This window comes from Asticcacaulis sp., assembly GCF_051956075.1.
In the GTDB taxonomy this organism is placed as follows: domain Bacteria; phylum Pseudomonadota; class Alphaproteobacteria; order Caulobacterales; family Caulobacteraceae; genus Asticcacaulis.
This window is the reverse complement of sequence record NZ_JBQCGA010000007.1, coordinates 1-26,729: the sequence shown is the minus strand read 5'-3', so window position 1 is coordinate 26,729 and position 26,729 is coordinate 1. Positions and strand designations below refer to the sequence as shown.

Annotated in this window: 29 protein-coding genes and 2 pseudogenes; 16 read left to right on the top strand and 15 right to left on the bottom strand. The window is 59.9% G+C overall.

Annotated elements, in window-relative coordinates; all coding sequences use genetic code 11:
• Positions 1-33 precede the first annotated feature (33 nt).
• The 4 genes from ACTHLA_RS01565 to ACTHLA_RS01550 are packed head-to-tail and all read right to left on the bottom strand — an operon-like array spanning position 34 to position 3,481.
• Positions 34-234, bottom strand: a complete 201-nt coding sequence (locus tag ACTHLA_RS01565) for a hypothetical protein (protein WP_440184571.1) — start codon at positions 232-234, stop codon at positions 34-36.
• 9 nt (positions 235-243) lie between these two features.
• The gene (locus ACTHLA_RS01560) at positions 244-2,004 is read right to left on the bottom strand and encodes a hypothetical protein (protein WP_440184568.1); all 1,761 of its coding nucleotides are present in this window, start codon (positions 2,002-2,004) and stop codon (positions 244-246) included.
• Positions 2,001-2,636, bottom strand: coding sequence for a phage tail protein I (locus tag ACTHLA_RS01555; protein ID WP_440184565.1), 636 nt, complete (start codon positions 2,634-2,636; stop codon positions 2,001-2,003). The genes ACTHLA_RS01560 and ACTHLA_RS01555 overlap by 4 nt, the downstream gene beginning before the upstream one ends.
• Complete coding sequence (locus ACTHLA_RS01550) at positions 2,633-3,481, bottom strand: baseplate assembly protein (RefSeq protein WP_440184562.1); 849 nt, start codon at positions 3,479-3,481, stop codon at positions 2,633-2,635. Before ACTHLA_RS01550 ends, ACTHLA_RS01555 begins: the two co-directional genes overlap by 4 nt.
• Before the next feature lie 129 nt (positions 3,482-3,610).
• On the opposite strand from ACTHLA_RS01550, the gene ACTHLA_RS01545 reads away from it, so the two are divergent.
• Genes ACTHLA_RS01545 through ACTHLA_RS01525 form a run of 5 tightly spaced genes read left to right on the top strand, consistent with a single transcriptional unit; the run spans position 3,611 to position 6,845 of the window.
• Positions 3,611-4,897 carry a hypothetical protein gene (locus ACTHLA_RS01545; protein ID WP_440184560.1) on the top strand — a complete coding sequence of 429 codons (1,287 nt, stop codon included), beginning with the start codon at positions 3,611-3,613 and terminating at the stop codon, positions 4,895-4,897.
• Positions 4,898-4,906: 9 nt separating this feature from the next.
• Positions 4,907-5,278, top strand: a complete 372-nt coding sequence (locus tag ACTHLA_RS01540; protein ID WP_440184558.1) for a hypothetical protein — start codon at positions 4,907-4,909, stop codon at positions 5,276-5,278.
• Between the two features lie 9 nt (positions 5,279-5,287).
• Complete coding sequence (locus tag ACTHLA_RS01535; protein ID WP_440184555.1) at positions 5,288-6,064, top strand: lysozyme; 777 nt, start codon at positions 5,288-5,290, stop codon at positions 6,062-6,064.
• Positions 6,061-6,573 (top strand): hypothetical protein, encoded by a 513-nt coding sequence (locus ACTHLA_RS01530; protein WP_440184553.1) that lies wholly within the window; start codon positions 6,061-6,063, stop codon positions 6,571-6,573. The genes ACTHLA_RS01535 and ACTHLA_RS01530 overlap by 4 nt, the downstream gene beginning before the upstream one ends.
• The gene (locus ACTHLA_RS01525) at positions 6,573-6,845 is read left to right on the top strand and encodes a hypothetical protein (RefSeq protein ID WP_440184550.1); all 273 of its coding nucleotides are present in this window, start codon (positions 6,573-6,575) and stop codon (positions 6,843-6,845) included. The genes ACTHLA_RS01530 and ACTHLA_RS01525 overlap by 1 nt, the downstream gene beginning before the upstream one ends.
• On the opposite strand, the gene ACTHLA_RS01520 is transcribed toward ACTHLA_RS01525, so the two are convergent.
• The 7 genes from ACTHLA_RS01520 to ACTHLA_RS01490 form a co-directional block, all read right to left on the bottom strand.
• On the bottom strand, positions 6,846-7,493 hold the full coding sequence (locus ACTHLA_RS01520; RefSeq protein WP_440184547.1) for a phage virion morphogenesis protein: 648 nt from the start codon (positions 7,491-7,493) through the stop codon (positions 6,846-6,848).
• Positions 7,494-7,495: 2 nt separating this feature from the next.
• Positions 7,496-7,990 carry a phage tail protein gene (locus ACTHLA_RS01515; protein ID WP_440184545.1) on the bottom strand — a complete coding sequence of 165 codons (495 nt, stop codon included), beginning with the start codon at positions 7,988-7,990 and terminating at the stop codon, positions 7,496-7,498.
• Between the two features lie 15 nt (positions 7,991-8,005).
• Positions 8,006-8,236, bottom strand: a complete 231-nt coding sequence (locus ACTHLA_RS01510; RefSeq protein ID WP_440184542.1) for a tail protein X — start codon at positions 8,234-8,236, stop codon at positions 8,006-8,008.
• Positions 8,236-8,721: a head completion/stabilization protein gene (locus tag ACTHLA_RS01505; protein ID WP_440184539.1), complete on the bottom strand. Its 486-nt coding sequence runs from the start codon at positions 8,719-8,721 to the stop codon at positions 8,236-8,238. Before ACTHLA_RS01505 ends, ACTHLA_RS01510 begins: the two co-directional genes overlap by 1 nt.
• 122 nt (positions 8,722-8,843) lie before the next feature.
• Positions 8,844-9,662, bottom strand: coding sequence for a phage terminase small subunit (gene gpM, locus ACTHLA_RS01500; protein ID WP_440184537.1), 819 nt, complete (start codon positions 9,660-9,662; stop codon positions 8,844-8,846).
• Positions 9,663-9,781: 119 nt separating this feature from the next.
• Positions 9,782-10,798 (bottom strand): phage major capsid protein, P2 family, encoded by a 1,017-nt coding sequence (locus ACTHLA_RS01495; RefSeq protein WP_440184534.1) that lies wholly within the window; start codon positions 10,796-10,798, stop codon positions 9,782-9,784.
• A gap of 12 nt (positions 10,799-10,810) precedes the next feature.
• Positions 10,811-11,680 carry a GPO family capsid scaffolding protein gene (locus ACTHLA_RS01490; protein WP_440184532.1) on the bottom strand — a complete coding sequence of 290 codons (870 nt, stop codon included), beginning with the start codon at positions 11,678-11,680 and terminating at the stop codon, positions 10,811-10,813.
• 99 nt (positions 11,681-11,779) lie between these two features.
• Between ACTHLA_RS01490 and ACTHLA_RS01485 the strand changes: the two genes are divergently transcribed.
• The 7 genes from ACTHLA_RS01485 (at position 11,780) to ACTHLA_RS01455 (ending at position 20,861) form a co-directional block, all read left to right on the top strand.
• A complete protein-coding gene (locus tag ACTHLA_RS01485) occupies positions 11,780-13,630 on the top strand; it encodes a terminase large subunit domain-containing protein (RefSeq protein WP_440184530.1) in 1,851 nt (616 codons plus the stop codon).
• Between the two features lie 35 nt (positions 13,631-13,665).
• Complete coding sequence (locus tag ACTHLA_RS01480; RefSeq protein WP_440184528.1) at positions 13,666-14,688, top strand: phage portal protein; 1,023 nt, start codon at positions 13,666-13,668, stop codon at positions 14,686-14,688.
• Positions 14,689-14,763: 75 nt separating this feature from the next.
• Positions 14,764-15,567, top strand: coding sequence for a DNA adenine methylase (locus tag ACTHLA_RS01475; RefSeq protein ID WP_440184526.1), 804 nt, complete (start codon positions 14,764-14,766; stop codon positions 15,565-15,567).
• A gap of 844 nt (positions 15,568-16,411) precedes the next feature.
• On the top strand, positions 16,412-17,344 hold the full coding sequence (locus ACTHLA_RS01470; protein WP_440184523.1) for a hypothetical protein: 933 nt from the start codon (positions 16,412-16,414) through the stop codon (positions 17,342-17,344).
• A gap of 2 nt (positions 17,345-17,346) precedes the next feature.
• Positions 17,347-17,970 (top strand): hypothetical protein, encoded by a 624-nt coding sequence (locus ACTHLA_RS01465; RefSeq protein WP_440184521.1) that lies wholly within the window; start codon positions 17,347-17,349, stop codon positions 17,968-17,970.
• Positions 17,971-18,272: 302 nt separating this feature from the next.
• Complete coding sequence (locus tag ACTHLA_RS01460) at positions 18,273-19,616, top strand: tyrosine-type recombinase/integrase (RefSeq protein ID WP_440184518.1); 1,344 nt, start codon at positions 18,273-18,275, stop codon at positions 19,614-19,616.
• 108 nt (positions 19,617-19,724) lie between these two features.
• Entirely contained in the window at positions 19,725-20,861 is a 1,137-nt protein-coding gene (locus tag ACTHLA_RS01455; RefSeq protein ID WP_440184515.1) for a DNA adenine methylase, read from the top strand.
• Between the two features lie 97 nt (positions 20,862-20,958).
• On the opposite strand, the pseudogene ACTHLA_RS01450 reads toward ACTHLA_RS01455, so the two are convergent.
• Positions 20,959-21,078: pseudogene (locus tag ACTHLA_RS01450) on the bottom strand (transposase domain-containing protein); the annotation flags it as partial.
• A gap of 54 nt (positions 21,079-21,132) precedes the next feature.
• On the opposite strand from ACTHLA_RS01450, the pseudogene ACTHLA_RS01445 reads away from it, so the two are divergent.
• Positions 21,133-21,563 (top strand): annotated as a pseudogene (locus ACTHLA_RS01445) (transposase); the annotation flags it as partial.
• Between the two features lie 216 nt (positions 21,564-21,779).
• Here the strand turns inward: ACTHLA_RS01445 and ACTHLA_RS01440 are convergent.
• A complete protein-coding gene (locus tag ACTHLA_RS01440) occupies positions 21,780-22,457 on the bottom strand; it encodes a hypothetical protein (RefSeq protein ID WP_440184513.1) in 678 nt (225 codons plus the stop codon).
• A 202-nt stretch (positions 22,458-22,659) separates the two neighbouring features.
• Between ACTHLA_RS01440 and ACTHLA_RS01435 the strand changes: the two genes are divergently transcribed.
• From ACTHLA_RS01435 to ACTHLA_RS01425, 3 genes are all read left to right on the top strand, one after another.
• Complete coding sequence (locus ACTHLA_RS01435) at positions 22,660-23,034, top strand: hypothetical protein (protein ID WP_440184511.1); 375 nt, start codon at positions 22,660-22,662, stop codon at positions 23,032-23,034.
• The gene (locus ACTHLA_RS01430) at positions 23,027-23,509 is read left to right on the top strand and encodes a hypothetical protein (protein ID WP_440184509.1); all 483 of its coding nucleotides are present in this window, start codon (positions 23,027-23,029) and stop codon (positions 23,507-23,509) included. The genes ACTHLA_RS01435 and ACTHLA_RS01430 overlap by 8 nt, the downstream gene beginning before the upstream one ends.
• Before the next feature lie 121 nt (positions 23,510-23,630).
• On the top strand, positions 23,631-24,737 hold the full coding sequence (locus tag ACTHLA_RS01425; protein ID WP_440184507.1) for a Fic family protein: 1,107 nt from the start codon (positions 23,631-23,633) through the stop codon (positions 24,735-24,737).
• Between the two features lie 48 nt (positions 24,738-24,785).
• Here ACTHLA_RS01425 and ACTHLA_RS01420 read toward each other — a convergent pair whose 3' ends face one another.
• Positions 24,786-26,435, bottom strand: coding sequence for a type IV secretory system conjugative DNA transfer family protein (locus ACTHLA_RS01420; protein WP_440184504.1), 1,650 nt, complete (start codon positions 26,433-26,435; stop codon positions 24,786-24,788).
• Between the two features lie 5 nt (positions 26,436-26,440).
• The coding region (locus ACTHLA_RS01415) for a hypothetical protein (RefSeq protein ID WP_440184501.1) at positions 26,441-26,729 on the bottom strand (289 nt) is incomplete at its 5' end.

Genomic DNA, 26,729 nt, shown 5'->3' with positions numbered 1-26,729 from the left:
GAGCGCCTTTTACAGGCGATCAGCCTGAAACGATCAGGAGATGACGCCGATCGCGATCTTGTGCGCGACGCCGCGAGCGACCTCTTCGACGCGGCTGGCTGTCGCCTTGGCGTCATATTTACCGCTGTCGTCATGACAGGCGTTCACGTCGCGATTATGCGTCACGCCGCCTTCGACGAATTTGACCGGCACCTGGCGGGTCTTGTCATTGTACTTGCCGATGGTGGTTTTCATGATGGCTCCTTATTTTTTGCCGACAGCGACCCAGGGGATGTCGATTGTCGAACCGGCGGTCGTGTTTCTTACGGTCATACCGTTGACGGCTGGCGATCCTTCGATGCCGCCGCCCGAGTCGGAATTGGCCACGGGGCCGGATGTCCGGCGTCCCGCCAATGCCCAGGGTGGTTCCGAGAAATTGCGAGGAAAGGCGACCCACTCGGTCTGATTGGCGCCCACGGTCATGGCCCAGCCCATCTGGACAAGGTAATCGCCAATTTCGAACTGGTAGGCAGGCAGTGCGCCGCCGCCGCCAGCGCTGTTCATCGCCGCAGCCAGGTCAGTCATGATGTTGACTTTTTGCACCAGGGCCGATGAATCCAGGCCATCGAGCAGATCCGCGTCGAGACCGGATCCCGCGCCATCCTGAGTCAGCATCTTGGCCTTCACGTCGGGAGCGGAATAGGACGAAGCGGGCAGGAAATATCCGCTATCGTGACCATCGAGCAGATCTGCGTCGAGACCGGAGCCCGCGCCGTCAATCCCCAGCAAGGCCGCATCCGTCAGAAGATTGCCCTGGTCTGTGACGTCAACCTGCGCCTTCAGGCGGCTGCCGGACCAGCCGATATAGATTTTGTTCGCAAGCTGACCGGAGCCGCCGCCTTGCTGGACGGGCGTGAAGCCAAGACGCGCGACGATGTCCGTGAACCAGGAGCCCTGCTGGCCATCCAGCAGATCCGCGTCAAGCCCGGATCCTGCGCCATCGTTCGAGGCGCGCCAGACGCCAAAAGAGGCCAGCCAGCCGGTAAAGGCTGACAATGCACCCATAGGCGTCACAGCCCGTGTGCCGTCTGCGCCGGTCTGGGTTTCCGCCGCCGTCGCCAGCTCGACGATCCCTCTGGCGTCCGTCGTTGCGCTGGCTGTGGTGCGGACAAATGCGGTCGAGTCCAGACCATCGAGCAGGTCGGCGTCCAGCCCGGAGCCTGCGCCGTCGTTTGAGGCGCGCCAGACGGCGAAGGAAGACAGCCATCCGGTGAAGGCTGACAAAAGACCGGATGGCGTCACCGCGCGCGCGGCGTCAGCGCCGGTCTGGGTTTCCGCCGCCGTCGCCAGCTCGACGATCCCTCTTGCGTCCGTCGTTGCGCTGGCTGTGGTGCGGACAAATGCGGTCGAGTCCAGACCATCGAGCAGATCTGCATCAAGTCCGGAGCCTGCGCCGTCGTTCGAGGCGCGCCAAACGGAAAATGAGGCCAGCCAGTTTGTAAAGGCTGACAAAAGGCCTACAGGCGTCACAGCGCGAAGGGCGTCCAGGCCAGCCTGGGTCTCTGCGGGCGTCGCCAGCTCTACGACACCCTGCGCATCCGTCGTCGCTGAGGGATTGATGAAGCTGGCGTCGCCAAAGGTAATCGCGTCCGCGAGGACATCGGCAAACTGAACGTCGATCGAGAGGAGCAGAAGAGCGACCGCTGATTTTTCAAGGATCGGGTCTGCCTGGCCGTAGAGCGCGAACAGCGTCCCATCTGACAGATAAAGACCGAAGGAGCGCATCGAATAGACGTCGCCGGTTTCATCCTTGATGGTGACGTGGATGGTGTCGAAAGCTGTCGTGGCGCCGGAGATTGTCGCAATCTGCTTCAGTTCGTCCGGAAGCGCCGTCATGGCCGTTGTCGGCGCAACCTCAGTTTCCGACAGGCCTACCGAGGCAATCGTGACGGCGTTCGTCCCGGCGTGGTTCGCGGCGACCAGGGCGGCGCGCCCGGCGTCGGTAACGGTGACGATCAGGCTCATGTGGCCTCCGTAACAAGCAGTTCGCCGCCGTCCAGCGCGAAATAAGCGCCGTCATCCGCGACAAAATAGGTGGGGTAGATCATGTCGCCGGACGCATCCGGCGCGGCGGCGTTCATCCGGCCCGACAGGGCGGCGCGGGTCGCGGCGATGACGCCGAGTGACGATATCGAGGAAAGGCCCTGTGACAGGGTGAAGTGCGAGCGAAGCGGCTTGACGCGCTCGATCTCTTTCCCAAGGGCTTCGATAAAGGCGGCTTCGTCTTCGGGCGCGCCTTGCCCGCTTGCAGACACGACAACGGAGAAGGTATGCGGCTCGCCGACCGGGTCGGTCTGAAACCATTCGCGCATGGCGACATTCTGGCCGAAGGCATGAACGATATTCTTGACCGATTGCACCGTGCCGAGCTGACGGGCCTGCGGTATGGCCTGTCGGATCTGGTTTCGCTTGATGGCCTCCGACCAGGTCGGATCCCATGAGCGGACGCCAAGCGACCAGGCCAGCCACGGCAGAAGCGATACCGGGCAGTCATCCGCCGACCACAGAGCCTGAAGCGGCGTCGGCACATTGGACTCGGTCGTCACCGCCTCAAGGCTGAGTTCAAGACTGTTGGCGTTGGGCGGCAAAAGGCTCATTCGCCCGTCCCCACATTATGGAGGGCGATATTGGTGCAATAGGCGGCCTGGGTGTCATCGATGACGACATCGGCGGCGGGGCTGTTGATGATCGCGTTCTGAACGCCAGAGACCCGAACGGCGGCATGCAGACCGTTCAGGGTAATGTCGCGTCCAAGCTTCCTGTTGCTGGCGACATACGACTCAACCGCTGTCTGGGCTGAACCGAGTACGAGAGACGAGTCGGGACCGGCATAGGTGTAGATGTCGATATCGATGGCGTATTCGACGATGGCGGCGCCCTCGACCGTGACATTATCGGTCATGGGGCGGACCGCGTCTTCCGTCAGGGCGGCGGTCACCAGCGCAATCAGGGCTTCATCGGCTGCGCCATCCCCTGCTTTTGAGAGGATGGTGACCAGCACGTCGCCCGGCGATGGGCTGATAGCGGTCGCGTCGGCGATATCCTGGCTGGCCGATTTGGCGTGATAGACATAAGCTCCTGAAGGACCGGCGATCGAGAAGCCGTCCGGCGCCGTGGTCAGGCGCGCGCGGTAGTCGTCATCGTTTTCGCCATCGAGCCGGGGCGTCGCCAGCAACAGTCCCAGATTGTCAAGGTCGCCCTTCTGAGCATAGGCCAGCATGGTCGCGCGGGCCGCATCATTGACGCGCTGCCGTATCAGCGTTTCACGGTAGGCGGCGATCTGCATCACCTTGACCGCCGGGTCTGACTCGTCGCTGACGTCGAATTCAGGCATGAGTTCGCTCATGCGGGCCGTAAAACCCGCAAGAATGCTCTCATAGGACAGCGCCTCGACGACGTCGGGCGCAGGCACCTGAGACAGGTCAATCGTATTCCCGGCCATGCCGCCATCACAGCCGAAGCCGCCTGTTTTCGCGCGGGCGTAGGTATGTAAGAGGAGCTTTTACACAGGCTGGCTATGGCGATCCTCAAGGCCAGCGGTGACGCTTAAGCGACATGTCCGGGAAAGATCATGCCGCTTAATCTCCAAATCCTGAACGCTGGAAAGCTGGCTGAGCTTCTCGGTTATATCCCGGCCAGCCCCGACGATATCAGCAGCCGCGCTGCAAGCGATCTGAGCAATGTCGAAACAGGCCGGATCCTGCGCGGCCACGACACCGCCTGGATCGCGGGCCTTGCCGGAGGCAACTATGCCTATCTGAGGGACGCGGCCACCTTTAACGGCATCGCCGATCTCAATGAAATCGCCGTCTCAGGCATCGCCCGGTCGAGCGCGGTAGGAACCGGAGCGAGCGCATCCATCGGCGTCGCAGGCTTTTCCATTCGCGCCACCGTAGGCGACGATTCCGGCAGTTGGGCGCTTTACGGGACCGCGCGGAGGGAAGCCGGTGTGCTGGGCGTCACCCAGGGGCTGGAAATTGACGCCTCCTGCGGTGACGACGCGCCCGCCATCACCCCCTACAACATGTTCCCAGCGTCCGGCCAAGTTGTCGCCGCCTGGGTCGCCGCAGGCGGTGAGAGCGCCAGCGGCGGCCTCGATCAGGCTCTGATTTCCGCCCACATCGGCATTCTTTCCAACGACGCCACCCATACGGCGCGCGCGCGCTCCGGCGTCGTGTTTCACCAGTACGCGCTGGAGGGATCCGACGGCCTCGATGCGGATGTGACGAACGCGGAGGCTGTGGCGCTGGCGCGCAGGCATGCGTTGAACTGGTATGATAGCAGCGGCGCGATCAAGGCGCAGCTATTGTCCTCGGTCACGACGGCGGGCGGGCTGATCCGCATGGAGTTCGGCGACGACGGCGTCCTGTTCTCCAATGGCGGCGGCGTCACCGCCTTCCAGGCCTACTACACTGCGACATCAGTCAACGGCCTTCTGGTCAACTGCGGCGCTGGCAGCGGGCAGGCCGTTGAACTTGCCGCCCAGGGAAGCGACGCGGATATCGCCTTCAATTTCCGGGCGAAGGGCGGCGCGGATCTCGGGGCATACGGACAGAACATCTCTCTTAACGCCCTTGGCGCAGGCGGGCTGATCGCCTTTTCGGCGGACGGCAGCTTTGTCGGCTACGTCTCTGAATACGGCATCAATCTTTCTGCCGGGAAAAACTACGCGATCAACGACCATCAGGTGGTTGGCGAGCGAAAAACCGGCTGGTCTCGCTGGACGGGCGTCAAGACGCGGTCCGAATTCGATACCGCGACCGCGACCGTCGAAGACGTCGCGCAGGTGCTCGGCGCGTTGATCGACGATTTATACGATCCGGCGATTTCGTCCGGTCATGGCCTCATTGCAGCCTAAGGAACCACCATGAAACTCAGGATTTCAGAAGCCGTTGAACTGGCGAATTCCATCGCTCAGCTTAGCGGCTACAACAAGATCGTCACCGATGGCGGCAAGAATCGCCCCGTGCAGGTTCCCTATGATTTCACCGGCGCGACCCGATTCAGCCTGGCGAAGAACTTCAGGACGTTGCGCACCGAGGTCCAGGCTTACGAGGCCGCGCGCAATGAAGTCGTCCGGGCGAATGACGACAGGGGGCGCATGGAGGAAGAAATTTCGGCATTGCTGCGAACAGAGATCGAGGTCGATCTCGTCATTCTGCGCGAAGCCGACTTCAAAACCGAGTTGAACCCGATTCCGCCGACGGTTCTGTCGGACCTTATGCTGATCATGGAATAGGCGGCGGCGATGCTCGATCTCAAGACATGGCTGAAACACTGGTCCACATGGCTGTGGGGCGCCGCCCTTATCCTGCTCGGCTGGGCGCAGTGGTGTCTCTTGGCGTTGCCGCATCTCGGCCTCCAGCTGCTGCCCGGCATGCTCCCGTTCGTTGGCCCGAAGCTGGCCGGGCCGGTTGGGTTCGCACTGGGCGTTTTTGGCTTGCTGGCCAAGCCCATCGTACAGGATGAGGTCAAGGCCCGGCTTTTGAAGCTGGGCGCGTGGATCAGGCGCATGGGCGATGCTGCTGGCGGCGGCATCAACTATGACAAGGCGAAAGGTTACGGCGTCACGGCGGCAATGATCGCCGCCGCTCTGGCGGTGGCGCAGCCTCTCGCGGATCGGTGGGAGGGCTATCGCTTCACGCCATACCGCGATGGCGGCGGCGTCTGGACTGTCTGCAAGGGGCATACTGGCGCAAATGTCGTTCCGGGTCGGACGTATACGCATGATGAATGCAGGGCGTTTGAAGACGCTGATAAAGCCGTAGCGGTGAACGCTATTCTGAGCTGTACGCCGACGCTTTTTTTCAATCGATACGCCTCTGGCGCGACCATAGATTTCGCGTTCAATGTTGGCGGGATGGCCTACTGTTCGTCGACGATGGCGCGGCTCTTCAAGGCGGGCGACATCGAGGGCGGATGCGCGCAGCTCGTGCGCTGGTCCTACGATAATCACGTCTGGGTACGCGGCTTGTGGAATCGGCGTCAAGACGAGACGCGCACCTGCGTGAGGGCGCTGTCATGAGCGATCCCGTCCAGATCGTCAAAGAAGCCGCCGTGGCGCTGCTGGTCGCCGTCGCCGCGTTCAGCGGCGGGTATTTCACGCGGGCGCTGACCTACCACCCGGCGCCGACCCGGGTGCAGGAAAAGGCGGTCGCCAAGGTTGAAAAGGCGGAGGACGCCAGCGCCAGCTCGGCGACCTCCGCCGCTGTCGAGCAACAGGAGAAGGTCCATGTCGTCTATCGCACCATCGCGGTCGCAACGCCCGCCATTGTCACGCCTCAAGTGGATCATGCCTATCCTCTGCCTGACCTCGCTATCAGCGTGTGGAACGCCGCCGCCGCTGGCGATGTGTCCGGCCTACCGTCAGCCTCCGGAGGCGCTGCGGCCCAGCCCTCAGCCGTTCCACTCTCTGCCCTCCTCGACGCCCACACCGCCGACATCGAGCAGTGCCGCACCGAAGAGGTGAAGTATCAGCAGCTTTGGGACTGGGCTGAGGCGCAGGCGAAGATCAGCGCGGAGGCGGTGAAGTAATGCGACCCACGATCGGTGAAGCTTTGCACAAGGCCGAGCAGGCGCTTGGTCAGATCGAGACGCATGAGCGGATCTGCGCATTGCGATATGAGGGGATCGAGAAGGCGCAGGCCTCTACGGCCAGGACGCTGGAGGGAATCGCTGACAGCCTCCTGAAGCTCGATGAAAAGCGGAGCAAGGACACGTCGGGCATTTATGCGCGGCTGTGGATCTTCGCGGCGGGCATCGGAAGCGGCATGTTCGCCGTCATTATGGCGCTGATCTTTCACTGATCAGCTCGCGCCGGTCAGATCCTCGATCTTCTCGATAATCATCGCCTCATCCTCAGCCGACAGGCCGATCAGTTCACGCACGGGGTGCCAGTCCTTGCCTTCCTGATGGCTGTCGGCGATGCGGACCACGTCGCCCCGGAAACCTGCCGAGACCGCGTCCGCTTGCGACCAGCCTTGCAGCCATTTGGGCAGCCGGATTTTCTTGAACATCGCCTGTTCTTTGACGCCGGGGGTGTACCACTTCCCGGCGCTTTTGTTCTGGTCGGCGGCGTCCAGGCTCAGGAAGCGGATGATTTTGTCGCGGCGGAAGGTCCGGGTCTTGCCCTCCTCGATGTCAAAGCCGACGACGTATTTGCGGCCCACGAACGACCAGGACTTCATCAGCACCACGCGCGGCGCGCCGGAGCCGTGCATCGGGTAGAGGAATTTGGTCGCCGACAGATGCTTGCGCATCGGCAGCTTTTTTTTGCGCGGCGCAAAGGCCTCGCCATCCGGATTTTTCTGCTTCTTGATACGCTCGGACTGACTGCGGCGCAGGATCCGGCCAATGTCGGCCAAGGCGCGGTTGCGGTGCGCCGGGGCGGTTCGCGACAGGATGTCGGTAATGGTCGCTTCGAGGCCGTCGAAGCCGGACAGATCGAGGTCCATATCTATACCTCGTCAGGCAGGAGCTGATCCTCATTGCCGAAGAGCTGCTGGAGCAGGCCGGGAATGTCCGGGATGTCGATTTGCAGGCCGGTGTCGATCTGCGGCGGCTCTAGCCTGCGGTCGAGCCGGTAGCCGCCGTTCTGCATCGTGACATCGACCGCCTCGGTCAGCGGCAGGGTGAGGGCGAGGTCGATGGTCTTGGCGTCGATCTGATCGACCTGAAACGAGATCGGCGATGCGCCGCCGGTCATAGACTGGAAGAGGGCGACTTCGTTGGTGCGCAGCCACAAAAGGACGGGCAGGAAGATTTCATCCGGGGATCCGGCGAAGTCCTCGACGACGATCGAGGCGTCATAGCTGTAACCGTAGGAGAGCGAGGCGGTCAGCCACGATTCCAGATTGCCGCGCGTGGCTGAGATGTGCAGCTTGTCCGGGTTGCGCTTCAGTTCGGGCGCGTACTGGATCAGGAAGGCGCGCAGGGCGTTGAGCTTGTTCATAATGGCACTCTCAGGTCAGGACCAGAGCTGAACCAGCTCCGTGGTTGGCGTCGGGGCGGTCAGGACGAGCGGCAGGATGACCACCTGGCCTTCGGTCAGGATGGCGCCCGCATCGGCCAGGCCGCGATTGAGTTCGAGCGCCTGTTCGACCAGGCCTTCGGTCGCGCCCAGCTCGCGCCAGACGAGGAGGTCGAGCGTGTCGCCCTGCCGGGCGTAGGCGGTCAGGGTTTGGGCAGTCCCCGCCATCAGATCAGCTCGGAGGTGACGCGGCGCTGACCCAGCAGCAGGCGCGTGGCGTGGACAGCGTTGCGTTTATGATCGTCGGCGGTCAGGGCGATCACGTCGCCGCGTTCGGCGCCGGTGGCCGTGGCGGTCATATCGCGGTGGGTTTCGGTCAGATCGGCGCAGGCATAGGCATAGACTATGCGTTTCCAGAGCTTGGCGGCGCGTTTGCCGTCGCCGACAGTGACCGGCGCAGCGGCGTCCACCTCGTCGAGGGTGGCGTAGCCCGCCGCGACCTGCGCGGCCTGCCAGTCGGACAGGTCGTCGAAGGCAGTCAGAATCGCGCCCTCTATGGCCATGACCAGGCGCGGATCCGGGATGACCGAATTGCCGATGCGCATGGCGTCGCGTAAATCGTTGAGGTCGATGGCGGGCCAGAAGTCGCCAGCGGCAACGGTAGCGCCAGATGGCGATGCAGGATCGGGCGGGATGGCGATGAAGTCGGACATATGCGGCGATTCCAGGGGCCTCGGATCCGGAAAGGACGGGTAGGGGGGTGAGGATCAGGTGCGGATGCGGGGGAGAAAAACCCGATCTGCGTTGATCCGCCCCCCTGGCGCCGTGGGGCGGGTCAGGCGCCGGCGGATGAACCGTCGGCGGATTCGGGAGGTGTTTCGGCGGGCGCGTCCTGCGCGGGCGCAGGCAGCTTTTTGAGCTGGCGCTTCAGGGCCTCGATTTCCTTCGTGACGCCGATCTTCGGCGACAGGCGGAAAGCGGACTCGTACATTTCGAGCGCGGCGCTGAGGGCGTGTTTGTGCATGCCCGCCGGACCGTTTTCGCTGTCCTGGGCGGCCAGGCGCTGCAATTGATAGCCGAGCGCCTTGCGCAGCTTGGCCTGGACGATATCGACAATGTCGTAGGGCTGGGCGAGAACCAGGACGCGTTGCAGAGTGTCGACCGGGAAGGCTTCGTTGAGTTTGGCGGCGGACAGCGCGGTCTCGGCGATCTGTTCGACCACGAAGGTCGGGGCGTCGCGTTTGAAGCGCTGCGGCAGTTGCAGACCGAAGCGGAGGACGTGTTCGGCGATATCGAGCGCGCGGTCCCAGTAGGTCAGGTCCAGCGCCCAGATCATCATGGTGACGACAATCTCGTCCTGGACGGCCTTGCCGGTGCTTTCGCCAGCATCGAGCACGGCGTCGACATAGTCCTGATAGGCGTCGAACATCTGGCCCTTGGCCTCGATCTTCTTCTCGGTCGATTGAATATCCTTCAGGCGCCAGTTGTCTTCCTGCAGCTTGGTCATCAGCAGCTTGTAGGTCTGGGCGTCCTCGCCGTCTTCCGGGTGTGGCGGGGCGATGAGGACGGATGACGCGGCGAGCGCGCCTGCGGCGAGGGCGATAGCGGAGGCCCGATGGCGGGCGAGGTGGATCTGAGCGGGGCTGAGGCCCATACGGCGTCTCCTTATGAAAATGGCGGCGTCTCAGTTACGCGAGACGCCGCCCGTACTTGGTTTCGCGCTACCGCTTCGCTGCTTGAGCGCAGGGCTCGCTGCGGTCTTGACGCGGGCGTTTAGGCGTCCTTGAGTTCGATATTTTCGATCAGGCAGCCGTAATCGAGATCCTCGATGACGTAGTCAAGATTGTCCGACTGGAAGTCTTCGAGGCGCGAGCGGCGCGGGTTGTCGATGATGTGACGGCGGTGCTTTCCTTCCTGCGCGTAGATCGACAGATTGTCCGGGCGGGTGATGAAGATCTTGCCGTCCGGGAAGAACGGCACGGCCATAGCCTGCAGGCCGCCGAGGCGCTTGGTCGACATGATGGTGTCGGTCGCCAGAGTGTTCATGGCGTCCTGATCCTTATTGACCAGCGGGAAATACTTATCGTGCAGGAGGTTCTGGTTGCAAATTGCGACCAGGCCGGTGTCATCCTTCGCCCAGGTCGGCAGAAGGGTGTTCTTGGCGTCATAGACCAGGGCGTCGAGGTTTTTGTAATCGCCCGCCTCGCCATAATAGACGTGACCCGCCGTGCCGCCTTCGGTCATGACGCGGGCTGCGTTCTGTTCGCGCATCTTTTGCAGCCAGCCCTTGTTAACGTCCTGCAAGAGCGGATAGGTGGCGCGGTCGGTCGGCTTGGCGATCGAGACGCCGTTCCAGCCGACCATGATCAGGTCGAGCGCGATACGTCGGGCGATCAGGTCGGCCCAGCGGGTCTGGAAGTCCGGGAACTTGGCCCACTGATCGAGCTTCGACCACAGGATGGCGACGTCGAACTCGGTGAATTGCAGATTGTACTGGCGCTCGTCGAGATCGGTCGGATCATCGCCCAGGCGGTCATCCGTCGAAGTGTCCGTGCGACCGGCAATGGTCGAGGTGATGCCCATGCCGACCAGCGAGCCGACCATTTCGGCCACCATGATCATATTGATCAGTTGAAGGAAGGCGCTGGATTCCTGCACCCTGGACCAGAGCTTTTGCTGAACGGTGGGAACGACGGTGAAGTCGTTGCGGACGTCGCCATCGCTGACGCCATTCAGACGCGCAACGTGGGAAATGTAGCTATTGACGAGGACGCGGGTGTCGTTGCGCATGCGTTCGGTTCCTTAGAAGTCGGACAGGGTTTGGCCATTGCCGCCGGTGGCGGGCGGGCGGGCCGTGTAGTCGGTGGACTCGGTGGTTTCGAGCTGGGTCTTCAGGGTGTTGAAGTTCTGCTCGAACTGGTTGATGCGCGCGTCGGTCGCCTTCTGGTTGGCGTCGATCACCTCGGCGACCTTGGCGAAGCCGTCGGTGATCGACTTGGTGAAGGCGGCGTAGTCGAACTGGACCGAGGTCGCGGGCTGGGCAGCGGGCGGCGTCGCCACCGGAGGCGGTGTGAAGGTCGCGGGCGGGTCGGCAGGCTTGTTCGAGGGCGGGAACAGGTTCTTGAAGAAGTCCGTGATCCCGGCGCGCAGCTTGGCGGCTTCGTCCTCGGCCTTGCTGGCGTCGCTGTATTCCAGTTTCACTTCGGTCGGCGACGAGACCAGATTGCCATACGCCTTGGCGTGGGCGGTGAAGTGGAGGCGTTCGGTGCCGAGCGAGGCGGGCGAATCGGTGAAGGCGAGACCGGCCAGATAGGCTTTGTCGCCGCCCGCGAAGTTGGACAGGATCTCGACCGAGGAAAAGACCTTCTGGTCCTGCTTATTGAGCGCGACGAATGCGTCATTGACGTCCAGTTCGGCCAGCAGGGCGGTGCGCTTTTCGGTTTTGCCACCGACATTGAGTTCAATCGGCTCGGTTTTCAGGGCGAGGACGTCGCCGCCGGTCTGAAACGGCGGTTGGCCGGTGACGCCACGGAAATGCTCCAGATTGATCCGGGCGGTGTAGGTGACCGGATCATAGGTCTGGGCCATTTGTTCCAGTTGGGCCGGGTCGATGTTGCGACCGTCGATGGTCGGGCCGGAGGTGGCGACGCGGACGAATTTGGTCTTGGGCATGGGCGAGGCGGCTCCGTAGCGCGGTTCAAGCTTTGGGCTTCAGGAGAGGCGCGCGCAGGAGATCAGGCAACAAAGCCAATGTGTAAGAGGCGCTTTTACATGCAGGGCGCCTCACGCGCGCGCGTGGCGGGGCCGTATCGTCGGGCCATGTCAGCCGAGACGCCATCGCCGGTTCCTTTCGACGTCCGCAGACGCGCGCGGTCGCTCTACTGGCTTGGCTGGGGCGTGACCGAGGTCGCCGAGGAGCTGGGGCAGAAGCGCCCAACCGTGCAGAGTTGGAAAGAGCGCGATGGCTGGGATGACGCTTCGTGTATCCGGCGGGTCGAGGACTGTCTTGAGGTCCAGTTGCAGCGTTTGATCCTGAAGGAGAAGAAGTCCGGCGGCGATTTCAAGGAGATCGACCTGTTGGGTCGTCAGGTTGAGCGCATGGCGCGGGTGCGGCGCTATGAGGCGCCCGGCGGCCATGAGGGCGACCTCAATCCGAAGGTTGGCAACCGCAATGCGGGCGAGAAGAAAAAGGCCCGTCCGAACCTGCTCGACCGCGAGGCCTGCGCCAAGCTGGAAGCGGCCCTTTTACAGGGTTCGTATGCATTTCAGAAGGATTGGTGGGACGCGCAGAACGAGCGCATTCGCATGCTGCTCAAGTCGCGGCAGATCGGCGCGACCTATCATTTCGCGCGCGAACGGTTGGTGCGCGCGCTGATCACCGGCAACAACCAGATCTTCATTTCGGCCAGCCGCGCCCAGGCCAATATCTTCCGGCAGTACATTGTCGAGTTCGTCCAGCAGGTAACCGGCATCAAGCTGAAGGGCGATCCACTGGTCATCGACCGGGGCGAGGACGAGAACGGCGAGCGGCTGGAGTCGGTGTCGCTCTATTTCCTCGGCACCAATTATCGCACAGCCCAGGGCTATCATGGCGACGTCATCATCGACGAGTGCTTCTGGATCTACGGCTTCGAGCAGCTCTATAAGGTCGCCAGCGCGATGGCGACGCAGAAGCGCTATACGATCACCCTGTTTTCGACGCCATCGACGATCAACCACGAGGCCTATGGGCTGTGGTCGGGCGAGCGATTCAACAAGCGGCGTCCGAAGGATCAGCGCGTCCGGGTCGATGTCAGCCATAAGGCGTTAAAGCTTGGCAGGCGCGGGCCGGATCGGGTCTGGCGCCAGATCGTCACGCTGCAAAACGCGATCGACAGCGGCTATGATCTGATCGACATCGAGGATCTGAGGTTTGAATACAGTGTCGAGGAGTTCGCCAACCTTTTCGATTGCCAGTTCGTCGATGATTCCGCCTCGACCTTCCCGATGGCGCTGCTCATGCCGTGCATGGTCGATAGTTGGGAGGTGTGGCGCGATTTTAAGCCCTTCACGACCAGGCCGCTCGGCGACAAGGAGGTCTGGCTTGGCTATGACCCCAACGAGAGCTCCGAGGGCGACAACGCCTCGCTGATCGCCGTCGCGCCGCCGGTGGGGCCGAAGGGCAGGTTCCGCATCATCGACAAGCTGCAGTTCCGTGGGCTGAATTTCGAGGGGCAGGCGCGGCTGATCAAGGAGTGGTGCGCGAAGTACCATGTCACGCGCATCGGCATCGACGTGACCGGCGTGGGGGCCGCCGTCTTCCAGCTTGTGCAGAAGTTCTTCCCGACCGTGCAGGGCTATCAGTACAATCCGGCGATCAAGACCATGATGGTCCATAAGGCCAGGTCCGTCTTTGAAGCCAGGCGCATCGAGTTCGACGCCGGGTGGACGGACCTCTGCCTGGCGCTGATCTCGATCCATCCAGAACTGACCAAGGGACAGCGCCAGCTCACCTATAAGGCGCGCCGATCCGAAGAGACAGGCCATGCCGACTTGGCCTGGGCGCTTTTGCATGCCCTCTATTTTGAACCGCTCGACGCCACGGACGGCGTATCGCGCACGACTGTGGAGTTTTTCCAATGAGCAAGAATTCAAAGATTTTCACGTCGGAGGGAGGCGTGGAAACCGCGAAGACGGGGGCGGCGCCTGCTGTGACGGCCTTCAGCTTCGGGGATGCGGAGAGCGTCCTCGATCGGCGCGACCTGCTCGACTATGTCGAGTGCTGGGCCAACGGGCAGTGGTATGAGCCGCCGATCAATCTGCGGTCGCTGGCGCGGGTGCTGAATGTCACGTCGCACCATCATTCAGCGCTGTCGGTCAAGCGCAACCTGCTGGTCAAGACGTTTCAGCCGACGCCGTGGCTCAACCGGTCGAACTTTGCGCGGTTCGCGCTCGATTATGTCGCGATGGGCAACGCCTATCTGGAGCGGGTCGATAATCGCCTCGGCCAGCCCTTGCGCCTCGATCACAGCCTGGCGCTGTTCACGCGCCGGGGCGTGGCGGCGGGCAGCTATTATTTCCTGCGCGACGAGGCGGGCCGGTACGATCCGCATCAGTTCAAGACTGGTGCGGTGTTTCACCTGATCGAACATGATGTCAGCCAGGAGCTTTACGGGGTGCCGGAATATCTGTCGGCGCTGCAGTCGATGTTCCTGAACGAGGCGGCGACCCTGTTCCGCAGGCGTTATTACATCAACGGCGCGCATGCGGGCTTTGTCTTTTATCTGTCCGAGCCGTCGATGGACGCCAAGGATGTCGATGCGATCCGCGAGCAGCTCAAGGGCGCGAAGGGCGTCGGCAATTTCAAGAACCTGTTTATCCACGCCTCCGCCGGGAAGAAGGACGGGGTGCAGATCATCCCGATCAGCGAGGTGGCGGCCAAGGATGAGTTTCTCGGCATCAAGAACACGACGCGGGACGATGTGCTGGCCGCGCACCGGGTGCCGCCGCAACTGCTCGGCGTCGTGCCGCAGGCGGCGGGCGGGTTCGGCGACGTGCAGAAGGCGGCGGAGATCTTCTATCTCAATGAGATCGAGCCGATCCAGGCGCGCATGCTGGAGCTGAACGACTGGCTGGGCGTCGAGGCGATCAGGTTCGGGCCTTATGACGTGGGGGCGAGCGCTCCGGTCCCGGCGGGGTAGGGCGACGCCGTCTCCGAACGCCGCCCCTTGCTTTACAGGCCTTGGAACATTAAGCGAACATTTGGAGATTGAGCAATGGTGCCTTTGCACTTATCCCCCGTCGCGCCGGTGCGTCCGGTGGCGCCCTATATCGGCGGCAAGAAAGCGCTGGCGCGGCGACTGGCCGCGCGTATCGCCGCTGTGCCGCACGTCACCTATGCCGAGGTGTTTGTCGGCATGGGCGGGGTGTTCCTGCGGCGAGAGGCGCGACCGAAGGCCGAGGTGATCAACGACTATAGCGAGGATGTGGCGACCTTCTTTCGGGTGGTGCGTCATCATTATCAGGCGTTCCTCGACATGCTGCGGTTTCAGATTAGCAGCCGGACGGAGTTCGAGCGGCTTGCGGCGCAGGATCCGGGGACGTTGACGGATCTGCAGAGGTCGGCGCGGTTTCTGTACCTGCAGAAGCTGGCCTTCGGCGGGAAGGTGGCGCGGCGAAATTTTGGGGTCAGTATGGGGCGGCCTGCGCGGTTCGATGTCACGAAGGTGGCGCCGATGCTGGAGGATCTGCACGAGCGGCTGGCCGGGGTGACGATCGAGCGCCTGCCCTGGTCGGAGTTCATCCGACGCTATGATCGGGCAGGGACGCTGTTCTACCTGGACCCACCCTATTATGGCTGCGAGGGGGACTATGGGCGCGAGCTGTTCGATCGGTCGCAGTTCGTGGCTATGGCCGGGCAGCTCAGGCGGATCAGCGGGCGGTTCATCCTGAGCCTGAACGATCATCCGGACGTGCGAGAGATCTTCGCCGGGTTCGAGATGGAGGAGGTCGGGCTGCGCTATACCGTCGGCGGCATGGCTAACAGCCAGCAGGCGCGGGAGCTGATCATCAGCAACTGACGCGACATCGCGAGCGGGACCACCGGCCCCGTCGGCACGTCCGGCGGGGCTTTCGCATGCGCGAAGGCGGGGCGGGGGCGCTGCCGATGATTCGCCAGCGGCCCCGGCGCGCCGCGCTCGTCCCCACGCCTCGCCCGCCCACTACTCATATCGGCTTTGATGCACCGGCTGGGAGGCGGCAAGTCGGGACAGAGTAAAGGCTTGCGTCACATGGGGTTGCAGGCGGCGTCATGGCGAAAAGTTGCGCGCGCAGGGCCTATTTCCGGAGTTGGTTGTCACGGGCCCGCGTTGAGAATTTCAGCGTGGCCAAGCCAGCCAATGTGGGAGGTAGGCGGGAAAAGTCTTACATCCATAATATTTTGGCGGCGACCGACAAAATACGCGAAAAAGTCTTTTAAAATCAATCGTCTATGCGGACTAAGAATGTAAGGCTTGCACCATTACCAAACATAATATTTTCGAGACAAAAAACTTACATCATTGAATTTATTAGATAAAAATATGACGAAAAATCAGGTTTTGAGACCCTAATCTGGTTATGTTCATGTAAGAAAAATATTATGTGATTTCCTCAATAAAAACAGCCATGTAAGAAATGTAAGAATTTTCCCGACCACACCCGCACAATTTTTCGTGCCTTAGCCTTCAGCAATGGCTCCGAAACCCCTCAGCCATGCTTCTCTGGGTTGCAACCTTGCCGTTGCAGAATTAAGGTTTTACAGGCAAGTTCAGTTCGAGGGGCGAAATGGCGATACTATCTAAACATGAGCGAAGGGTGTTCCAATGGCGGATATCCGCACGAGCGTTCCCGCAGGAGGCCGTTCGACGAGGTTGTGTTGCGACCTTGGACGAAGTCATCTCCGTTCTGGAAGGTGAGTTTGGGCGTGGCCGCGCGAGGATCTATCTCGGAAAGGAAAATAAGCCGATCGACCTCGGAGACCCGAGCCAAGATGAAAAGAACCAAATTTACATCGCTCAAATTCACAGAGATATCTCGAAGAACTACGTGGCAATTTTGATTAACCGAGGCGATCCCAATGCCGTGAGCCCCGCGTTTCTAAATCCGGTTGACAATTCTGTCCGGACGCCATCGGCAGAACCCAGCGAGAGCCCTGGGTGGTCAGCTCACTTGATCATTTCAACGAAGGATCAAAACGGATATCATCGTGCGTGCCTCGAACAAATGCCCCACGTCCCAAGCAGTTCCATTTTAACCGCATTTGATCAGATCGTCGAACGCGCCTTGGAGAACAATCCACAGTACACGTATGAATTTTTCACGCGCACAAGCGGCAAATTGGTGACGAGCCATCGCCCTTATCGACCTCGAATCGAAGTCAGTAAAGTTCCTTCTGAAGCGTTGGCAAAAGATTTGAGGCAAGGAACCTTGAGTAGGATCACTCTATCCAAGAAGGCGGAACAATATCAGGGGCCGGGCGAAGGCGACATGATTAGGAAGCAACGCCATCAAATTGTTTTGGCGGTGACACCTGAGAAAGACAAAAACAAAGTAACCGCTCTCGTAAAAGGCATCCTAAGCTACGCCAAGGAGCAGGATTTTGATACAATATCGTTCAAGGTCAATGATCTACCAGGCGGCCGTAGTAGTGAGCCGAGGGTTCCGGTTGACGAAGAAAATGCGCTTGATCAGTTGTTCGTTAGGTCGATTCGGCTCACCGATTTCCCTCAGGAACTCGCACAATGTTATGCTAAACTTTCTCCACAAATTGTGTCGAAGATGCACATTTTGTTAGAATCCGATGAATTTTGGAAATAGGAATGCTTTGGTTCGTCAAGCAATTGCTGACACCATGTAAATACCTTCTTATAAAAGAAGGTAAAAGCTCTTTGCAATCTAAAGCTATGTATGATTATTACCTGCCTATTTTGTTCTCAATTTTAACCGTATTGGTCACTTATGCTTTAGGCCAGCCAGCTGTAATCCATAAGCATCCGGGCCTCGCTAAAAGCCTTCAAGACTTGCTTGCTCTGTTGATAGCGTTCTACATGGCGGCTTTAGCCGCAGTCGCTACGTTTGACCGTCCAGGGATCGATGACGTATTAGACGGTGAGGGAGCTAGCCTCAAATTCTGGAATAATGATGAAAATGACTATGTTGATGTTGAATTAACCTACCGACAATTCATATCATATCTTTTCGGCTACCTATCTTTCGCTTCTCTTATACTTTTTGGATTGCTTATATTTTTTACTAAAGCGTGGCCTATAATCGAGAATAAGACTCATGGCGCATTAATTCGGCCAGATTTGGTGTTTGTGGCGGTCGATCTTATCATTTTTTGCGTCGTGTTCTTTCTTCTATGGCAGTTAATCTTCACCTCTCTCCTAGGGATCTATTTTCTTTCGGAGCGGTTGCAAACGCTGGGCAAGGGTGGAAAATAGCTGAGGTCTGTATCTTTGGGGATGCCAATGTCACAATTCGACGGCACTACCGTGGTTAAGCTCTACTGGTCGCACGACTAAGCCGCTGCTCGCAAAATGAACAAGGGTTCGGAGCCGCGAGAATGTGGGGTGCGACCAAATCTGGCCCCCGCAACCAAAAACAACACAAAATCAATACGTTCTCAGCCTCCCTCGGGAGGCTTTCTGCATTTTAGGCCTAGCACCGGTCTAGCACACCGATTTGACAATCTCGACCAGGAGTCGCATGATGGCTTTGCACACGCAAAAGCTAGGGATTTGCGATGACACGGCACGAGATTTTAAGCGGCAAGGTTCAGCTCTATCGGCGCACGACGCGGGTTTGGCATTGTTCGGCCTCCATCAACGGCGTGCAGCACCGCGCCTCGACGCGGGAGGACGATCTGGCTCTGGCCAAGGTGGCGGCGGAGGACTGGTATCTGAACCTGCGCGGCATGGCGCGCGCGGGCCTGATCCAGAAGAAGGAAATCACCTTCGACAAGGTCGCCGATCAGTTCGAACGCGAATATGTGGCGATCACGGAAGGGCAGCGCAGCGAGCGGTGGGTTGAAGGCCATCGCATGCGGTTGCGGCTGCACCTTCGGCCTTTCTTCGGCAATCTCGGCATCTCGGAGGTGACGGCGGGCAAGGTGCAGGATTATCGCGTCCATCGCGCCGGGCAGAGCGGACGCAAGCCCGCCAGGGCGAAGGACGGTGAGGCGCAGAAGCCGACACGCCCGCCCTCACGCTCCACCCTCCATGATGAAATCGTCACCCTGCGCCAGGTGTTGAAGACGGCGCTTCGGCACGGCTGGCTGACTTCGCTGCCGGACTTATCGGCACCCTATCGCACCCAGGGCAAGGTCGTGCATCGTCCGTGGTTCTCACCGGCGGAATATAAGGCCCTCTATCAGGCGACGCGTGCGCATGCGCAAGAGGCGGGCCCGCGCCATCGCTGGAGCGCCGAGCAATTGCATGACTTCGTTCTGTTCATGGGCAATACCGGGCTTCGTCCCGACGAGGCGAAGAACCTCCAGCATCGCGACGTGACCATTGTGCGCGATGCGGGCACCGGCGAGGAGATTTTAGAGATCGAGGTGCGCGGCAAGCGCGGCGTTGGTTATTGCAAGTCCATGCCGGGTGCTGTCTTCCCGTATAAGCGGCTTCTCTCACGGCCCAAGCCGGTCGTCACTGGGCGGCAGGTTGAGCGCTTGCGTAAAGAGCGGCGAGGGGAGGTGGTCGAGGCCATTGTTGAGATTTATCCCGAACCGCAGGATCCGCTCTTCCCTGGCGATCAGGTCAAGATGTTCAATCGCGTCCTCGACGCCTACCAGCTCAAATATGACCGCGACGGCCAGGCGCGGACCGCCTATTCCTTACGCCACACCTATATCTGCATGCGCCTGATGGAAGGGGCCGATATCTATCAGATCGCGAAGAACTGCCGCACCTCGGTTGAAATGATCGAGCGCTTCTATGCCGCCCACATCAAGAACACCCTCGACGCGTCCGCCATCAATGTGCGCCGCGCCCGCCACGCGCAGAACGAAATCATCGAGAAAGTGTTTCATGGTGAGGCTGGCAAGCACGACGAAACCGGAGGCCAGCAGAACGCCGAATGGGATTAAGCCCGTGGACACGGGCGGACTTGAAGGAGCCGAACGGCGATAAGCATACGAGCTCGGACGAGCGAAGCTATGTGAGGCAGATCGGGCAGTTCTTTGGGCATTAATTAGATGAAATACATGGGCTCGAAACGAGTCATGCTTAAAAGCGGATTGGGCGAGGCATTGGACAGCAGCATTACCGGCGCTGCTCGCGTCCTCGATCTGTTTACTGGTTCAGCCGCTGTGGCATGGCATGTGGGGCAGAAGTACGATGTTCCGGTCATAGCGTCAGACCTTCAGTTGTATTCGACGGTATTGGCGGCGTCGGTAATTACTAGAACGCGCCCACTTGAAGACGACCGCTGGATTGACGACTGGTTTGAACGAGCGAGAGGTCGATTATCCGGCAAGCGGAGATTTATCTACGCTGAGAATTTGCAAACCCAGTTGAAAGAGCTTCCAGTCCAGTTTGCGGCACAAACTGCAAGGTCGTTGTGTGAAAAGGCCTTCGGGTGGCCTATTACACTTCGGTATGGTGGATATTATTTTTCCCCCTTGCAAGCACTGTGGATCGATGCTTTGCGCATCAGCCTTCCCCTAGATCCTGAATATCGAAACGTAGCGCTTGCTAGCCTTATTCAGGCAGCTAGTAGAGCAACTGCCTCTCCGGGGCATACTGCACAACCGTTTAAGGCCAATGAGACCGCAGGGCGCTTCTTGATTGAAGCATGGCGGCGCGATCTCATAACAACTGTTAAGACTTCTGCCGCTGATATCGCATTGAAGTTTTCGAGGAAGTTGGGCGAGGCAGTGTGCGGCGACGCGTTAGAAGTTGCTGAACGCGCACGCCCTGGAGATATTGCGTTTCTTGATCCACCCTATTCAGGGGTTCACTACAGTCGCTTTTATCACGTGCTTGAGACAATTGCGCGTGGGGAAGCCAGTGCTGCCGAGGGCACGGGACGCTACCCACCGCCGGAGGAGCGGCCTAATTCAGATTTTAGTGTAGGTCGGCGTTCAGCAGCGGCCTTCGACCGCCTTTTGAATATTCTAGCACAACGTGGGGCATCAGCGATCATAACCTTCCCCGCTGGTACGGCATCGAATGGGCTGAGCGGAGAGAGGGTGAAAGAAATAGCCGAGCAACACTACAAAATAGAATCGGAGAAAATTTCATCTCGCTTCTCGACGCTGGGAGGAAATTTGAAAACAAGAATTGCACGTCACGACACTCATGAGCTTATCTTAAAGCTGTCGTTACCGTGAACTATGCGCAAATTTGAAACGTCAAATGATAGAAGAAATCCGAGTGTCGCTTGAAAATAAGTAAGCGCGTAGCCGTGGCCGTTTAGGTCTTGTGGTTTCAGGGCATCAGGGCTTCGATTTCGCTGCTCGGCCAACGGTTGGCGATACGCGTCAGCGTCTGCGTCAACCAAGCCAGTGGGTCGCTCTCGTTCATTTTGCAGGTCTGCAGCAAGGTGGACTTGCCCGGAAAAAGTGGAGAGCGAACTTCTAAAATTTGCTAGGAGTTTGATCCATGGAGGACGAGAAGAAGACATTAGGCGGGCGTGGTCGTCATGCTGGCGTGACGCCGGAGTTTCGCGCCGAGGCGGTGCGTCTTGTTGAGACAAGTGGCCGGTCTGTTGCCGCAATTGCAGAAGATCTGGGGATTGGGAAGTCGACGCTGACGCGCTGGCTGACGCAACATCGGGAGGCCGATCTTTTGTCGGGGCCGCACTCAGACGCCAGCAAGGAGCTGGCGCGGCTTCGCAAAGAGAATGAGATTTTGCGCCAGGAGCGCGACCTTTTAAAAAAAGCAGCCGCCTTCTTCGCGCGGGAGACCACGAAATGATGTTTCGGGTTATTGATGCGGAGAAGGCCATCGTTCCTGTCCGCCGCAGTTGCGCCCTGTTCGGCGTCAGCATGAGCGGCTTTTACGCTTGGAAGAGCCGTATAAAGGCCGCCAGGTTCAAGGTGATCGTTCAGGCTGAATAAAGACTGCGGATCCATAAGGCGCTCCCCGGTGGCGGTGGAGCCAGTGAATCATCCCAAGCCCATTTGCGCCACAGTTTTTTGCGGGTCTCCAGCTCCCCTCGCGTGAAATTTCGCGGTCGGGCGTTAGGGCCAAATTATTCTTTGAAATTACTCGAAAACCGACTTTTTCAACGATATCGGCACTTACCCTCAAGATAAATTCGACCATTCATCGACCTTGCAAAAGGCCGCGACCCAATATTTTTTATGTGTCACGGTGGAGGCCCATCGGATCTGCCCCATCGCTTTTCCGACAGTTGCGACTCGCGCGCCGGGGATGAAAGCGGTTGCGAACTGCTTTGCTGAGACAGTTTTGGGATCCTCGAACATAAACGATAGCAGTTTCATAAATTGCCGTCTGATCGGTTTTTGTTCTTTTTGGTTCATGAGCTTGACGATCTCGCCTTCGCGCCAAACAATCATTACGGCCTTTCTAACTTTCCACGCACCTGTAAGATCAGGCATTTTCAGTTTTTTCCTCCCGATGCCGGCGTTGATGTCGCTGAAAGTAATGTCTCTTATTTTGAGTGCATCCATTGAAATCCCGCCCATCATCGTTTTGGCGTACTTCTTGAACTTTATCTCGAGAAGAACGGCCACTTTTTTCCTCTCGTTCAACAACAGGAAGTCGACCTCCTTGGAGCTGCCGCGCTGTTTCGTTTTACGAGGCAAGGGAAACTCCCGTTCTACTTCATAGCCATTGCGCGATGCAATTTCTGTAATGGGAGGATACAAGACGCTTTCATCATGATGACGGACGTTTCCTTTCATATCTTCGAATGTCAACCATCCTGCGATACCTGAAGATATTTTCGCAATGATATCCATTTAATTGCATCCTTTCGAAACTCAGCAAAAGGTCGACGCCTAAAGTCAACAAGTGGTTGGACGGGTGTGCTGCTGCCTGTCTTTTCGCCCGATTAATAGCCGCGATTCTCTCGGTAGCCGGATAACCCTACTACATGCCCCTATAACGATACTATCTCTCTGTGCTAGTTCTGTTCGGGCAAATCCAACTACGCAACCAACATTGCCTACGGAACTTAATCAGGCATTTCTGCGTAAGGACGGCATCACCCTTTATGTCCGGTTTTCCGCCAACTGGCCTTCGTTTGATTATCCTGACCAGGGCGAAGAGGCGCTGTCAGCGGTTCTTACCGGCAATCTCCCGAGCGATTGCCTGGTGAATCTGTACATGCTGAGTTGGGATGATCAGGACAAGGGCTCAGCGTGGACAAGCGTCGCCGACTTATCGCGAGCCCAGTTGTTGCGTCGCATGAATCCTCAGAGGCCCTACGACCGGCGACATAGCTTTGACGCCTGGGCCTGCACGACGCACGTGCGCCGCCTGTTGGGGCACCAGGGCGTCAATCTGCCCACTGATGATGGAGGCGATCATGATTAAACGCATAACAGACCGCCGCCTTCAGGACGAACTGCCCGACGCAGACATTCCGGCCTTCGGCTATGGGCAGAGGGAGTTGCAGGTCATCGACAAGCTGTTCTCTCCCGATATGCCCGATGGCGAGCTTCTGAACCTCTATTTCCTGGTCCATGACTGGAATTGCGACCTGACCGCTGAGCCATTCCAAGAACCGCTGGCGCGCATCGAGGCGGTGGTGACCACCCGCATGTCCGGGCAGGATACTGAGCCGGAAAGGACGAACCTGCCGGGCTTTGAGCCGGAGGCGTTTCGCGAGGCGACCGAGGCCGTTTGCGACGGCGGCCTCACCGACCTGCAACTGCTGGAAATGTACGCCATCGCCGAAGCGATGCGCGGCGACGAAGAGGTGGGCTATCGCTGGCAGGCGGTGATGGACCTGTGCCGCGCGCAAATCCTGCGGCGGATGAAGACGGCCCGCGCGGCGATGTCGCCATGATGCGCACGTCGCCTGCGGTTCACGCAACTCATATGCCGCCACAAATTATGATGGATAGGGAGTGGATTTATCAATCATCATGCCGTAAGTTCATGATCTATAAATCGGATATTTATCGATCATGATCTGGAACTGGCAGCAGGACGACTGGCCGAACTTTCGTTGGGATGCGCGCAAACTCGCCGCCGCCGAGACCGCCTTTATCGAAGGCGCGGGCGTCAGTATCGGCGTGTCCAAACATCTCAGCGCGCCAGAGCAACAGAACCTCAGCGTCGAGATCCTCAGCCATGAAGCCGTGGACACCTCGGCGATCGAAGGCGAACATCTGGACCGGGATAGCGTGCAGTCCTCCATCCAGCGCCAGCTTGGCCTTGCGCCCGGCAGACGATCCGCCACGCCCGCCGAGACGGGTATCGCCGAGATGATGGTCGATCTCTACCGCGATCTGGCCGCGCCGCTCGACGAGGTGACATTGCTGCGCTGGCACCGCTTGCTGATGCGCGGTCGCGACGACCTAAGCGACATAGGCCGCTATCGCACGGACGCCGAGCCGATGCAGATCGTCTCCGGCGCCATCTATGACCGGAAGGTGCATTATGAGGCCCCGCCGTCTGAGCGTGTTCCTTCAGAGATGGCCCGCTTTCTGGACTGGTTCATGGCGACAGGGCCGGGTCAAGCTCAGGCCTTGCCTGCCGTGACGCGCGCAGGTCTTGCTCACCTCTGGTTCGAAAGCATCCACCCGTTTGAGGACGGCAATGGCCGCGCGGGCCGTGCGATCTCGGAGAAAGCGCTGGCGCAGGGGTTATCCACGCCCGTCATCACGGGTCTGTCGGGAACCCTGCTCAAGCATCGCAAAGCCTATTACGCCGCCCTGGAGCGCGCGAGCCGGACGCTTGAGGTCACGGACTGGCTTATCTGGTTCGCCGATCAGGCGCTTCAAGCTCAGAAACGCACCCTGACGCAGATCGAGTTCATTCTCGCTAAGACCAAGCTGCTGCGCAGGATCAAATTCGATCTCAATCTGCGGCAGGAGAAGGCGCTGCTGCGCATGTTCGCCGAAGGCCCCGACGGCTTCAAAGGCGGCTTGAGCGCAGGCAACTATATGACCATCACCGGCGCGCTGTCAGCGACCGCCACGCGCGACCTGGCGGCGCTGGTCGAGATGAGGGCGCTCACCCGAACGGGCGATCGCAAATCGACACGGTATTATCTGAATCTTGGCGACTGACCTGACGCGTCGAAGAACCATCTGCTCCCATCATGAACCCGATCACCTTCACCTTCCCACAAATTCCCTTTCCTCAAAATACCTGATCTTCCTGGCCACGACGGGCCTCATCCCATTGAGGAACAGCAACTGCGTCGTCTCCGGCAGATTACGCACCTCATCGGGGGTGAGCAGGGGCCTGCCGATATGCTGATCGGACCAGCTTATGCCGCTGTCGTTGGAGTCGAGATTGCGGCTCATGGCGGAGAAGACGACGGTGGCCTGTCCGAGCAGATCGGAGACGAGGCGGGCGCTGTCATGATCGTTGACGCCGAAGACCTGAAGGACGCCTGCATTGGACAGGAACGTCCCCGCATGCCGGGCGTAGGTCGCCTTAAGCTGATGCACGTCCTGAAGGATGGCCCAGAGCTGGACGCCATACCCCGCCATCAAGCCGAACGCCCGCTCCACCGGCGCCAGATGACCCAATGCGGCAAACTCATCCAGCAGGAACAGGACGGGCTTTTGCGATGTGCGCGGCGTCCTCGCCATCGCGTTCAGACTCTGCGTCACCATCAGCCGCAGCCAGCGCGCATAGGCCTCCATCCGATCCGGCGGCAGGACGAGATAGACGGTGCAAACGCCATCCTTCAGATCGCCGAAGCTGAAGTCCGAACGGGAGAGGACGCTCGCCATTCTCGGACTATCCAGAAAATGCGTATGCCGCTGCGCCGAGGACAAAACGCCCGTGGCCTCCCGGTCCGACTTGCCAAGCTGCCGGTTGGCCGCCCGCGCAACCAGCCCGTTGCAGGCCTTTGACGATTGCATCTCGGACAACAGGGTCAGCATATGATCCGACGACAGGGTCAGATACTCCCGAAGCCGTCCGAGGTTGCGGTCTTCCGCCTCTTCGCATGAGACGATATGCAGGATCATGCCCGCAATCAGCGCCTTGGCTTCCTCATTCCAGTGGGCCTCGCCCTGCGCATGCGGATCGTCATAAACGAGGGCTTCCGCGATCACCGCCGCATCCTCGGCGACGTCGATGCTGCCCGCATCCAGAGCAGCCAGCGGATTATAACTGGCGCAGGGTTCAGCGGTGACGCCAAACGGGTCCAGCACCAGCACCCGCCCGAACCGCTTCCTCACCTGAGCGGTCACCTGCACATTCTCCCCCTTCGGGTCGATGCACAGGATGGACCTATCGAGACATAGAAGGTTCGGGATCACGGTCCCGACGCCCTTGCCGGAGCGCGTCGGCGCCATTGTCAGAAGATGGGCCGGACCGTCATAGCGTAAGAGCCGCCCCGACTTCTGTTCTCGCCCGATCACTAGGCCCGATCCGCTCAAGTCGGAGAGCAGGTGTTTTACCTCTCCATCCGCCGCGAACCGCGCCGTGCCATGCGCATCGCCGCCGCGATCCCCGAAGTGCATCAGTAAGGGCCAGGTCAGGATGCGGAAGATGGAGATCAGGAGCAGTATCCCCAGCATGGTGCAGATGAGCTTGAACAGCCACCTGGGCGCATAATGCTCCGCCACGAGTTCGATCAGGGCGGCAATGAAGACAAAGACCAGCAACCATGCGCCGTTCCGCACCAGGTAGATCGCGACAGTGACCGGGCTCAGGATCAGGCAGATCAGCATGGAGACAGGGTTGCGTACGCACCAGACAGCGAGGTTGCGCAGCGCCCGCCCGACGGCGAACAGTTCGTTGAACATGATCATCAGGCCTTGTCGCCAAACGCCGCCTTGCCTCTGGCGTCCTGAAGCTTCTCGTCCGGCAACAGATCATCGAACAGAAGCACGTCCCGTTCGCGCGTCAGGAAGCCGCCCAGCTCGCGCCGGACAAAGTCTTTCAGATAATCCGACGTGGCCGCCGAGCCGTCTTCGATCCGGTGCAGCACCAGCGCCCCAAGCAGCACCTTCCGCCGCGTATCGCGCGCCCGTTCTTCCTTGGTCAAACGCGCTTGCAGCGTCTTCTTCTGCGCTTCGAGCTGCGCCAGCCGTTCCGTC

What these genes read in the sequence shown, in the direction of transcription:
- ACTHLA_RS01560 (WP_440184568.1), bottom strand. Translation starts at nt 2,004, where the DNA reads ATGAGCCTGATCGTCACCGTTACCGACGCCGGGCGCGCCGCCCTGGTC.
- ACTHLA_RS01425 (WP_440184507.1), top strand. Translation starts at nt 23,631, where the DNA reads ATGATCTGGAACTGGCAGCAGGACGACTGGCCGAACTTTCGTTGGGAT.
- ACTHLA_RS01535 (WP_440184555.1), top strand. Translation starts at nt 5,288, where the DNA reads ATGCTCGATCTCAAGACATGGCTGAAACACTGGTCCACATGGCTGTGG.
- ACTHLA_RS01510 (WP_440184542.1), bottom strand. Translation starts at nt 8,236, where the DNA reads ATGGCGGGGACTGCCCAAACCCTGACCGCCTACGCCCGGCAGGGCGAC.
- ACTHLA_RS01555 (WP_440184565.1), bottom strand. Translation starts at nt 2,636, where the DNA reads ATGAGCCTTTTGCCGCCCAACGCCAACAGTCTTGAACTCAGCCTTGAG.
- ACTHLA_RS01430 (WP_440184509.1), top strand. Translation starts at nt 23,027, where the DNA reads ATGATTAAACGCATAACAGACCGCCGCCTTCAGGACGAACTGCCCGAC.
- ACTHLA_RS01520 (WP_440184547.1), bottom strand. Translation starts at nt 7,493, where the DNA reads ATGGACCTCGATCTGTCCGGCTTCGACGGCCTCGAAGCGACCATTACC.
- ACTHLA_RS01465 (WP_440184521.1), top strand. Translation starts at nt 17,347, where the DNA reads ATGCTTTGGTTCGTCAAGCAATTGCTGACACCATGTAAATACCTTCTT.
- ACTHLA_RS01515 (WP_440184545.1), bottom strand. Translation starts at nt 7,990, where the DNA reads ATGAACAAGCTCAACGCCCTGCGCGCCTTCCTGATCCAGTACGCGCCC.
- ACTHLA_RS01455 (WP_440184515.1), top strand. Translation starts at nt 19,725, where the DNA reads ATGAAATACATGGGCTCGAAACGAGTCATGCTTAAAAGCGGATTGGGC.
- ACTHLA_RS01440 (WP_440184513.1), bottom strand. Translation starts at nt 22,457, where the DNA reads ATGGATATCATTGCGAAAATATCTTCAGGTATCGCAGGATGGTTGACA.
- gpM (WP_440184537.1), bottom strand. Translation starts at nt 9,662, where the DNA reads ATGGGCCTCAGCCCCGCTCAGATCCACCTCGCCCGCCATCGGGCCTCC.
- ACTHLA_RS01495 (WP_440184534.1), bottom strand. Translation starts at nt 10,798, where the DNA reads ATGCGCAACGACACCCGCGTCCTCGTCAATAGCTACATTTCCCACGTT.
- ACTHLA_RS01460 (WP_440184518.1), top strand. Translation starts at nt 18,273, where the DNA reads ATGACACGGCACGAGATTTTAAGCGGCAAGGTTCAGCTCTATCGGCGC.
- ACTHLA_RS01550 (WP_440184562.1), bottom strand. Translation starts at nt 3,481, where the DNA reads ATGGCCGGGAATACGATTGACCTGTCTCAGGTGCCTGCGCCCGACGTC.
- ACTHLA_RS01530 (WP_440184553.1), top strand. Translation starts at nt 6,061, where the DNA reads ATGAGCGATCCCGTCCAGATCGTCAAAGAAGCCGCCGTGGCGCTGCTG.
- ACTHLA_RS01565 (WP_440184571.1), bottom strand. Translation starts at nt 234, where the DNA reads ATGAAAACCACCATCGGCAAGTACAATGACAAGACCCGCCAGGTGCCG.
- ACTHLA_RS01490 (WP_440184532.1), bottom strand. Translation starts at nt 11,680, where the DNA reads ATGCCCAAGACCAAATTCGTCCGCGTCGCCACCTCCGGCCCGACCATC.
- ACTHLA_RS01525 (WP_440184550.1), top strand. Translation starts at nt 6,573, where the DNA reads ATGCGACCCACGATCGGTGAAGCTTTGCACAAGGCCGAGCAGGCGCTT.
- ACTHLA_RS01475 (WP_440184526.1), top strand. Translation starts at nt 14,764, where the DNA reads ATGGTGCCTTTGCACTTATCCCCCGTCGCGCCGGTGCGTCCGGTGGCG.
- ACTHLA_RS01540 (WP_440184558.1), top strand. Translation starts at nt 4,907, where the DNA reads ATGAAACTCAGGATTTCAGAAGCCGTTGAACTGGCGAATTCCATCGCT.
- ACTHLA_RS01505 (WP_440184539.1), bottom strand. Translation starts at nt 8,721, where the DNA reads ATGTCCGACTTCATCGCCATCCCGCCCGATCCTGCATCGCCATCTGGC.
- ACTHLA_RS01545 (WP_440184560.1), top strand. Translation starts at nt 3,611, where the DNA reads ATGCCGCTTAATCTCCAAATCCTGAACGCTGGAAAGCTGGCTGAGCTT.
- ACTHLA_RS01485 (WP_440184530.1), top strand. Translation starts at nt 11,780, where the DNA reads ATGCAGGGCGCCTCACGCGCGCGCGTGGCGGGGCCGTATCGTCGGGCC.
- ACTHLA_RS01420 (WP_440184504.1), bottom strand. Translation starts at nt 26,435, where the DNA reads ATGTTCAACGAACTGTTCGCCGTCGGGCGGGCGCTGCGCAACCTCGCT.